The following is a 10,064-nucleotide window of genomic DNA, read 5'->3' as shown; positions in this document are numbered from 1 at the left end:
GCTCCTCAGCTAATTTCTCTGGCAAAATCTTCTCTGGTTTGAGAGAAAATTCAGGCAGAAGTAGAAATTTCGAGTCTGTATTTGTTTGAGGGAGTCGAACTTTATCTATATAGTTGTGGCAGATAAAATATTTTGCTCCTCAGCTAATTTGACCAACAAATGTTCTGTTGTCTGAGAAAAAATTAAGTTAGAAGTAGAAATTTCGAGTCTGTATTTGTTTGAGGGAGTCGAACTTTATCTATATAGTTGTGGCAGATAAAATATTTTGCTCCTCAGCTAATTTGACCAACAAATGTTCTGTTGTCTGAGAAAAAATTAAGTTAGAAGTAGAAATTTCGAGTCTGTATTTGTTTGAGGGAGTCGAACTTTATCTATATAGTTGTGGCAGATAAAATATTTTGCTCCTCAGCTAATTTGACCAACAAATGTTCTGTTGTCTGAGAAAAAATTAAGTTAGAAGTAGAAATTTCGAGTCTGTATCTATTTAAGGGAGTTGAACTTTACCTCATATAGTTGTGGCAGATGAAATATTTTGCTCCTCAGCTAATTTTGCCGACAAAATCTTCTCTGGTCTCAGATAAAATTAAGTCAGAAGTAGAAATTTATAGTCTTTTTTACAATTCACTTAATCAAAACCTCCTATCTAGAAACCCTAAGCAAAATATTAATATCAGAACTAATTTATGAAGCAAATTTTTAACTACCTAAAACAATACCAACTCAAAAGAGATACCAACTTCTTTACCTCTACTAAATTTTCTTGTCTTGCCGAGAAAAAATTTGCCGAGTTAATCAAAATAACAAATCCAGAAACTCCAAGCAAAGTATTAATATCAGAACTAAAACCAACAGAATTTATTGCCAGTTTTATTGCTGCTGTTGGCGCTAGTTGTCAAGTATTTTTATGTAATCCTAACTGGGGAAAATTGGAATGGGAACAAGTTTTACAATCAGTACAACCAGACATAATTTTGGGAAATATCCTTAACCATAAATTTCTAGAAGGGAGTTTAGAAAAAACATCTAGGTTGCCTACAGATAATCCCTGGAAAAAAAATCTCCCTAATGAAAAAAATTTGATTATGATTCCTACTGGTGGATCATCTGGAAAAATTAAATTTGCTATTCATACATGGGAAACTTTAATATCATCGGTTAGAGGTTTCCAAGAATATTTTCAAGTACAACAAATTAATTCATTTTGTGTTTTACCCCTATATCATGTCAGTGGTTTAATGCAGTTTATGCGCTCTTTTACCACTGAGGGAAATCTAGTAATTTTGCCATCCTATAAAGAAATTTTCGACAAAAAGGAATGGAATATTAACCCCAATGATTTTTTCATTTCCCTGGTGCCAACCCAGTTACAAAATTTGCTACAAAATGCAGAAATAGCTAATTGGTTATCAAATTTTCAGACAGTGCTTTTAGGTGGTGCCGCTGCTTGGGAAGAATTATTTAATGCAGCAAGAAAATATCAGATTAAATTAGCTCCAACTTATGGAATGACAGAAACTGCTTCTCAAGTTGCGACTCTTAAACCAGAAGATTTTTTAGCAGGAAATAATAGTAACGGTCAAGTATTACCTCACGCTAAAATTATCGTTAAAAATGAAAATCGGGAGATATTAAGTCATAATAAAATTGGTAATATTAGTATTCAAGCTAATTCTTTAGCCTTAGGATATTATCCTAATATATTTAAGAATTATGAAAGTTTAGCAACGGATGATTTAGGATTTTTTGATGATCAAGGTTACTTAAAAATAGTAGGTCGTAGCAGTCAAAAAATTATTACTGGTGGGGAAAATGTTTTTCCGGCAGAAGTGGAAGCTGCTATTTTAGCAACTGGGTTAGTTACTGATGTTTGTGTAATTGGTTTAGCTGATAAATATTGGGGTGAAGTTGTAACTGCTGTTTATGTTGGTAATAATTTTGAAGTTTCTAGGGAAAAATTGTTAGTTGCTATTGATGGAAAATTGACCAAATTTAAACAACCTAAATATTGGCTAAAGGTTGAAAGCTTACCTCGTAATTCTCAAGGAAAAATTAATCGGGAATTATTGAAGGAAATTACTCTGGAAAAAATTAGAGGATAGGGTATAAACAGTCTGCCACTACCAATTATCGGATAAGTATTGTTTGAAATTGGTGAATATAAAATTTGGCTTTGTTGTTATTTTATAAAATAAGGAAACTGTACAAATACATTTTATATTTGTGAAAGTATTGTGTTATTCTTAACTAGATAAAAGTTTGCTCGGATATTATGACTAATACATTTGAACCTTTAGAATTTGATGCTGATATTTTTTTAATGATTGGGAAGGATATTTTTACTGTTGAACGGTTTAAGGAGTTAGCAGGGAAAAAAATTAGAGATAGATTCTGGAAGCGATATGTAGATAAAGACACAAATAGTTCTAAGCAAATTGCCTCTTGACTTTTTGAACAAAGGCTAGAAATTATTGAAAATGAAGTAGGAATTACTTTCGGAAATATCAAGTTAATTTTTCCTATAGAAGGTATTGAGTGCAAGATATTAAAACTTGGTTCTAAAATTTGGAAACCTGGTAAGCTGAGAATTCAAGTCATACTCAAAAATGCTAGTATTCAAACTATGGAATTTGAATTATTTTATGATGAACCTCCACAACCAGAATCACCATTAGATGATATTCGACAAAGAGAAGATTATCAGCGACTTTTAAATAATCAATAAACTTCTAACTCTCCCACTATGAAACCTGAAAACTCAAAAAACTTTTCTCATATGTCAATCAAATTATTAGAGTAATATAACTTAACTTGACTGATATAAAAATCTAGTCTGTTATGACTTTATCTATATTAAATTTTTCAATTTTACTTGATTTACATGAATAATCTTTTTGTTATCCACTGTGATATTTTTCCTAAAGCAAATCCTCCAGTCAATACGAAGAAGCATAGTTGATATCTATAGCATTTTCAGTTCCCTGAATATTCTGGATAAAGGGAGAAAAAACGGTAGCAAGGAAAAAAATGATGATAGCTGCAATTATCGCAAAAATCAGACATCTATTCTCAAATGGTGCAATTAAACGAACTACAAAGAAAAATATTGTAAATCCTATCTTCAAGGAATTTATTATCAAATCATAAAAAGGCTTCAATGTATCCATAATTCTATTCTCCTCTAATTTTACTTAACTACGAACTTCCAAAACTCAATAACCATCGCCTCATTTCATCAGATAATTTTTGCCTACTTCTAGTTTGAGGATGAATACAAACGTGTTTCGTATTAGCTCTAGCCACCCACATTTTTCCCACTTCTTTTAAAAAGACTTGATAAGAAATTTCAAACTCATCATCTCCCCAACCTTTAGGCATTAATTTAATACTTAACTCATCCCCACAAAACATCGGACGACGAAAATCAACACTAGCATGAATAATTGGAATAGCAACTTCTTGATTACTAAAAAAAACCTTCAAATTAATACCAAATGCTATTAAAGATGTCTCATAAGCTTCATGGCACATTGCTAAAACATTAGCAAAATAAACCACACCTGCAGCATCAGTATCCTGAAAATGAACTATTCTTGTATAGTAAAAAGACATTGATAGAATTAAATCGAATGGTGAGGATACATAATATCTTGAAAAATACGAAGTACGAGTTTGGTCTCCAAACCATTACAAAGGATTTCAAACTCAGAAATAATAATACCAAATCCAGTTATTAAAGGATACAAGTATCCTATCCTCAAATCTTAATCTAGGCAAAGGCTTTGAATTTTTTGAATCCCCTCTTACTAAGGTGGATTTAGTATAGAATTTCTAAACTTTAGCCAAAACTTTCATGGAAAAATAAGCAATTACTAAAATCTTAAATTTAGGATTTTTAATTGCATATCAATCAAAATTAATTTTTTGAAGTAAAGCAGAAGTGAAGAAGGCAATAAGCACGGGAAATTTAAACCCTTTATGAATTCCTGAATTATAACTACAGTCTTCTTCTTTCTTATTACCTCTTGACTCCTGAATTATAGTCGCAGATTTGTTAAATTAACCCTTATTTTTAATCATCATTACATCAATAATCTTATTAGCTACTGCTTCGGAAATTTCCAAAGTATTATACAATTCATTCAAAAGTTGTTCTTCCTCTTCAGCAAGATCTCCATCTACTAAAACCAAATCTGTACTAACAGCAAAAACTGTTTCCTTTAACTCTTGAGGAAGTTTAATAACTGCAGCATCAAACAAAGGCTTAATCTCTTTATTCTTAATCATACCCAAGAGACGATCTAACATTTCTCTCTTACCTTCTTCTGAATAATTAGAGAATAGTTCCATGCGAGAGAAAATATTACTAATACCTTGTTTTTCACTTTCAGTAATAATACCATCAGCAGCTACAGCAATTAAAGCGATAGCTGCAAAAGCTTCAGCAGGTTCTAATTTAATATCAGTAGCTTGTATTGTTGCTGTTCCTTGCTCAAAAAGACCCATTTTAGTTACCTCATTAGTAATTTTTTTACTGTTACTAGGCTCCGATTTTTCGGCAACCTTAAGTGTTAGGTTTTAGGAAATAGGTTGTAAGTCCTAGGTTATAGATGAGAAAATTTTAGGTAACATCTATAAAATTGAGTGAAAAACTCCACTATTATTCAAGAGAACCTCAAACCTATCACCTGCAACCTATCATCTTCTTCAATACTTCTCAAAAACTGCTAAATTAGCTTTGAGAAAATCAATAAATTGTCGTGCCGTTCGTCCAGAACGACCATTATTTCTAGTTGCCCATTGTAAGGCTTGATAGTCTAAATCTTCAGGATTTAGATTGATTTTTTCTTGCTTTGCCAGATGCCTGACAATTATTAAATAGGTATCTTGGTTAGCAGGTTCAAAAGTTAAGGTTAAACCAAAGCGATCGCTAAAAGAAAGCTTTTCTTGAACTGTATCCCAATTATGCACTTCATCACTATCTTTTGGGCGAGGGCGATCGTTAAAGAATTCTCTTATTAAATGCCTTCTATTTGATGTAGCATAGACTACCACATTTGCTGGTCTAGCAGTTAAATTACCTTCTAAAACAACTTTTAAAGCTTTAAAAGTATCATCATCTTCTTCAAAGGAAAGGTCATCAACAAAGATAATAAATTTTTGTGGAACATTCCGTAATTTTTCCACAATTAATGGTAAATCTTTTAAGTCAGACTTAGCTACTTCAACTAAACGCAGATTACGTTGACTATATTCATTTAATAAAGCTTTTACTAAGGAAGATTTCCCGGAACCACGACTACCATAAAGTAAAACATTAAGTGCTGGATATCCTGATAGAAGAAATTCTGTATTTTTGATTAAAGTGTCTCGTTGGAATTCATATCCTATTAATTCTTTTAATTTAACTGGATCGTGATGGGTAATAGTTAATAGTTGACCATTGCGCCATTCAAAGGCAATTGATTCAGGGAATAAACCTGTGCCAAAATAACTATAGTGAGTGGCTAAGGTCTCAATAGCATCTGACCAATTTTCTAAATTTCTTAATTTTTCGTATATAGCTTCTTTTTTTTCTGATTCTAGTTCCCAAGCAATGGGAGGTTTTTCTAATTTAGCTATTGTTTTTACCCACTGACTAATTGTTGTACCACTGCACTGATAAAGATTTTGTAAAACTTGCAAATCATGTTTTGCTGCTGCGATTAAATTTGGAGATAGGCTGGTAATATTTATTTTTTGAACTTGTTGACTAAAGGGATTATCATCTTGAATAATCTGAGAAATTAGATATTCTTGCCAGGAAATATTTTTACTAGCAATAGTTCTAAACCAATTACCATAAGCTCGAATACATTCTATTCCCATCCCATCATTTTTAGACAAAGATTGTAAGAGCAGGATAAAAGCTTCACCCACTGTTTTTTTGAGAACAGACTGATATAACAAAAGAGATGCTATTTGCTGTTGCAAGTTTTGAATTTGGGCGATAACTTGGGCATCTAAACAAGACATAATTGATTAATTATTTGATAGACTGATTAATCACAGGCTATTTTTTTCACTAATTTTGTTGAGTAAATAAACATGTAATTATAGAGATATAGCGTTTATCAGGCTAATAAGATACACCTATATTTATTTCTATTCTATTCCCAGTTAAGTTTTCCCTATTCCCTGTTCCCTAAAACAAACAGATTTTGTACCTTACCAGTATGGGAATTGCTATAATTTTACTATCTTATAGTTCTAAACTACTGTTTTTTTACATTGACTTAAGGTAAACATTCAGCTATCAGTCATTAGCTACCAGTTACTAGCATCAGGATAAGTGAAGTTAGAAGAATTAAAAGTATAGGGAAAAGCAGATTGGATAAACTAAGTTCTCTGCTATGTCACCTCTACAAATTGTCTAGACTTAATTACCCAATAACTGACTTGATTGTTATTGCTGACTGCTGTTAATGTAGTTCCTTCGTAAGAGGCTAGCTAATAACTGAATGCTTACGACTTCAGATATGCCTGAGAATAGGGAAATATCTCAAAAACTGTTGTAGTAGTCCTCAGTCTGGTTGTGTATAAAATCTCTCGGAATTTGGGAACAAAGAACAGAACTAATCATTTCCGAACTAATCATTTCCGACTTTTTATCTAATCTTTAAGTATTCAGCTAACTTGCAGTCAGCTAGCCTCTTACAGAGGAACTGCATTATCAGCTTGGGAAAGAATGAAGCAATTACTAAGATTAGCTGAGGACCTTTTGATTCATAATTTAGGAGTAATAGGAATTCTAGAGTGAGGTAGTAGGAATAATTCTCCCTTGATTTTTCGGCCTTTATCTGCTCAAAATGCTAACTTTTTGAGGTTAAACGACCGAAAAGCTTGCACTTTTTTCACATAATAAAGGCTTTAGCCTTTATCTGTAAATGCTTTATCAGTTAATCAGCAAGCCTTATTTAAGCAATATTAAGTTTTGATAAATTGGCTAGCTATTGCCACAAATAAGCTGTATAAGTTAGTTTTAGTTTTTGGAATTTAATAATAATGACTATAAATATCGGCATAATAGCAGCGATCGCCTATGGTATATTAGCAATTGTTGGAGGCATTATTGGATATACAAAAGTAGGCAGCAAAATATCCTTAATATCTGGTAGTGTCAGCGGTTTACTACTAATTATTAGTGGTATTATTCAGCTAATAGGAATATATTGGGGTTTAATATTTTCTATAGTTATAACAACTATTCTAGTAATTACATTTATTATCCGTTTAGTTAAAACCCGTAAAATGATGCCTGCGGGGTTAATGATTTTAACTGGTATTGCTGCTGTAGCAGTTATGGTATATCAAATTAGTCTGAATAATTCAGCCACAATTTAAAAAGAAACTTCATTAATGGATAATGGATAATTACCTTACCCTAAAAGGGAGAGGATTGACCAATAAGGAAAAAATTTATTTCTCAAGGGGAGATTGGAGGCTAGCGAGGAAACCTCGCCATCCCATCCTACGGAATGCTCCGCAAACGACCGCTTTTTTCCCCTATCCAAAGGGGAGGCTTTTAACCTAAACTGTTTAATTATTTAATTATTTAATTATTTAATTATTAATTATCCGGTAAGTATTCAGCCGTCAGATTTTAGCTTTCAGAGCGATTTTAATAACTAATAAGTTATACCCTTTAAAGCCAGGGCTATTTCGTTCTAATTTATGACTTTTTCTGCATTTAAAGAAAATATGTCTTTTCAAGGGTTGAAGGTTATATCAACCAATCTCTAAAAGCTAGTAAAATCCTCAGTTTATTCTAGAATGAAATAGCCCTGCTTTAAAGCAGAAGTTAGCATTGACAGATTTAATCTAATTATAAATATAAATTAAAAGTTCCCCTGGTAACTTCAGAAGTCTTAAACAATGCTTACTTCATTTATTAAAAAAATGAGAGCTGACCGCTAATAGCTGTTTGCGGAGCATTCCGGCACAGAAATGCTTACAAAGAAACAGGCAATATGGAAGAGAGAAAAAAGTAGAGACTTGCCTGAATAGACAATAGTTTTTTAATAGAAAAAATTCCTTCCTACCCCTTGCTTTCAAAAAATTTTCAACAAATCAAGAATCAGAATTTATTTGTGGCATTATTCGGATTAATCAACCCATTAGCCGTACTAAAAAGATTAATCGGACTCTTACCATCAGTAATCAAAACACTCTGAAGACCAAGCCCCTCTAACAACCTGGCCTGCATTTCTGGGCCAGCTTGAGCGATCGCCTGAATTGTCTCAGCCCCCAAAGCCTCCACTTTTTGCTGAAACTCAGTGGCAGTAATTTCAGCCATTTGCCTTGCCTTCTCAATCTCTAAATTATTCAGTGTCTGCTGATGGGCTAACTCAGTCTCGTGACGCGCCCTCAACTGAGCCATTTCCGCCTCATGGCAAATGCGTGCTGCTTCTACTTCCTGCTGTGCCAAATTCACCGCTAACTGGCCTTGAATCTGAGCCGCTTCTGCCTTCGCCCTAGCCTCAGCACTAGCTATACCCGTCGCCTCAATAGCATCATTTTCCGCCTCTAACTCCAATAATTGTTTCCGCTCTACTTCCGAAGCACCCCTGTCTACAATTATCTGCCTGTCCAACCTCGCCTTAGCCTCCTGTTCAATTCTTTCAGCATCTCGACGGGCAGGCAGCAGCTTCCTGAGCATCAGTAGTAATTTGAATTGCTAGTTGTACCGACTTCTGTAAACTCTTCAACGTCTCCTCATCAACTGGCTCCACGGACTGAATATCAATATTAGTCACCTTCTTCCCTGACCAACCATTTTTCCCCCGCTCTACGTCTGTTACCTTGACGGTCTATACAATTTTGTCTTGCCAGGAGTCGTAAGGCTTGGTTAGGTTTAATTATTTTAGCGGTAACTATATCTATGACTTCAACTTCTACCCTTGGGGTGTAAGTTCCCGGCCCCTCAAATAACCATTCATCCCCTGTAGCACGAATGACGGTTTGAGACTCTCCTGCAACGGTGACTGTATCAGTAAAATCTCGTATTGCTTTGAGACGTAGTGCTTGGTTTGTCTCAACTATCTGTAGTTGAGTTACATCTTCTTCGAGTATTTCTCCTGGATATAAAGGGAAAGGGTCTTGAGCAAAGCGAATTTCGCGATCGCCATATCTAAGTCTAATTTGACCATACTCATCTACCACCAGTTGACCATTACTATCTCTTAATACAGGATTAGCCACTATACAGTAATAGCTAGGTGGAACCACAATGGTCGGTCTTGGTTGTAAGACTAACCTTTCCGCATCTCCTAGAGTAATAGTTTGCGGACCTATTTCTAGTCTGGTAACACCAGTATTATTGTCAAGAACATGAATATACTGTTGTGGCTTCAGACTAATTATACCATTATTCTCTGTTTTAAGTGGATATTCTTTGGTACTTTCTTTATTACTGATAGTTTAATTGTTTTGTAACTTAGTATAAATCTGAGAGTCCTGACTCCTAACTGCTGTAAAATCATACTTTTATTTAGCCAGGAAGGGTATAAATTATATTCTATCTCATCAAAAAAACAGACAACTATTTTGTTGAGTATCTTGAGTATCTATAGAACTCATTTGGAAACTATTAGACATTTCTATAAAAGAGGTAATAGATTGATAATTTATGAATAATAATTAATTTTATTTTGGATTTTAAGAGAGGTTTATTTATGCACTTATAGCGGTTTTCACAAAGGTAGACTACAGAGAAAAACAGGTATGTTTGAAGTTTGATAAATTACAGTCCTGATAGTTGTATTCTATATTTATGAAAACGGCTATAAATATTGGGAGATGGTGAATATGATCATGGCTGAGATTTTATCTTTTTCTCCTGTTCTATTTCTCACTCTTCTAACTTCTAACTAGGGAATAGAAAATAGGGAATAAAGATTCGTAGTCAACATTTATCAAAATGGTATTAATCTATAGACTAATCTACTTTACTTCTTCTTCCTTCTTCCTTCTTCAGAGAAAAACAGGTATGTTTGAAGTTTGATAAATTACAGTCCTGATAGTTGTAT

General features: G+C 33.4%; 10 protein-coding genes. 4 read left to right on the top strand and 6 right to left on the bottom strand.

The genetic code is table 11. The features are described from left to right. Nucleotides 1-683: 683 nt before the first annotated feature. The 3 genes from ACP6PM_RS33175 (at nucleotide 684) to ACP6PM_RS33165 (ending at nucleotide 2,722) form a co-directional block, all read left to right on the top strand. Entirely contained in the window at nucleotides 684-2,099 is a 1,416-nt protein-coding gene (locus tag ACP6PM_RS33175) for a 2-succinylbenzoate--CoA ligase (protein WP_426591110.1), read from the top strand. A 170-nt stretch (nucleotides 2,100-2,269) separates the two neighbouring features. Next, nucleotides 2,270-2,443, top strand: coding sequence for a hypothetical protein (locus tag ACP6PM_RS33170; RefSeq protein WP_426591109.1), 174 nt, complete (start codon nucleotides 2,270-2,272; stop codon nucleotides 2,441-2,443). 21 nt (nucleotides 2,444-2,464) lie between these two features. After that, nucleotides 2,465-2,722, top strand: coding sequence for a KGK domain-containing protein (locus ACP6PM_RS33165; RefSeq protein WP_426591167.1), 258 nt, complete (start codon nucleotides 2,465-2,467; stop codon nucleotides 2,720-2,722). A gap of 211 nt (nucleotides 2,723-2,933) precedes the next feature. Here the strand turns inward: ACP6PM_RS33165 and ACP6PM_RS33160 are convergent, their stop codons facing one another. From ACP6PM_RS33160 to ACP6PM_RS33145, 4 genes are all read right to left on the bottom strand, one after another. Next, nucleotides 2,934-3,164, bottom strand: coding sequence for a hypothetical protein (locus ACP6PM_RS33160; RefSeq protein ID WP_426591108.1), 231 nt, complete (start codon nucleotides 3,162-3,164; stop codon nucleotides 2,934-2,936). 28 nt (nucleotides 3,165-3,192) lie between these two features. Continuing rightward, entirely contained in the window at nucleotides 3,193-3,609 is a 417-nt protein-coding gene (locus tag ACP6PM_RS33155) for an acyl-CoA thioesterase (RefSeq protein WP_426591107.1), read from the bottom strand. A 447-nt stretch (nucleotides 3,610-4,056) separates the two neighbouring features. Then, nucleotides 4,057-4,503 carry a tellurite resistance TerB family protein gene (locus ACP6PM_RS33150; protein ID WP_426591106.1) on the bottom strand — a complete coding sequence of 149 codons (447 nt, stop codon included), beginning with the start codon at nucleotides 4,501-4,503 and terminating at the stop codon, nucleotides 4,057-4,059. A gap of 201 nt (nucleotides 4,504-4,704) precedes the next feature. Continuing rightward, nucleotides 4,705-6,012: an ATP-binding protein gene (locus ACP6PM_RS33145; RefSeq protein WP_426591105.1), complete on the bottom strand. Its 1,308-nt coding sequence runs from the start codon at nucleotides 6,010-6,012 to the stop codon at nucleotides 4,705-4,707. Nucleotides 6,013-7,047: 1,035 nt separating this feature from the next. Between ACP6PM_RS33145 and ACP6PM_RS33140 the strand changes: the two genes are divergently transcribed. Next, the gene (locus ACP6PM_RS33140; RefSeq protein WP_426591166.1) at nucleotides 7,048-7,380 is read left to right on the top strand and encodes a TMEM14 family protein; all 333 of its coding nucleotides are present in this window, start codon (nucleotides 7,048-7,050) and stop codon (nucleotides 7,378-7,380) included. Between the two features lie 733 nt (nucleotides 7,381-8,113). Here the strand turns inward: ACP6PM_RS33140 and ACP6PM_RS33135 are convergent. Next, on the bottom strand, nucleotides 8,114-8,695 hold the full coding sequence (locus ACP6PM_RS33135) for a hypothetical protein (RefSeq protein ID WP_426591104.1): 582 nt from the start codon (nucleotides 8,693-8,695) through the stop codon (nucleotides 8,114-8,116). 89 nt (nucleotides 8,696-8,784) lie between these two features. Next, a complete protein-coding gene (locus tag ACP6PM_RS33130) occupies nucleotides 8,785-9,237 on the bottom strand; it encodes a hypothetical protein (protein WP_426591103.1) in 453 nt (150 codons plus the stop codon). Between the last annotated feature and the right edge of the window lie 827 nt (nucleotides 9,238-10,064).

This window comes from Dapis brunnea BLCC-M229 (assembly GCF_050015995.1).
GTDB lineage: Bacteria > Cyanobacteriota > Cyanobacteriia > Cyanobacteriales > Microcoleaceae > Trichodesmium.
Note: the sequence above shows the minus strand (reverse complement) of the source record. Positions and strands in the feature narration are given on the sequence as shown.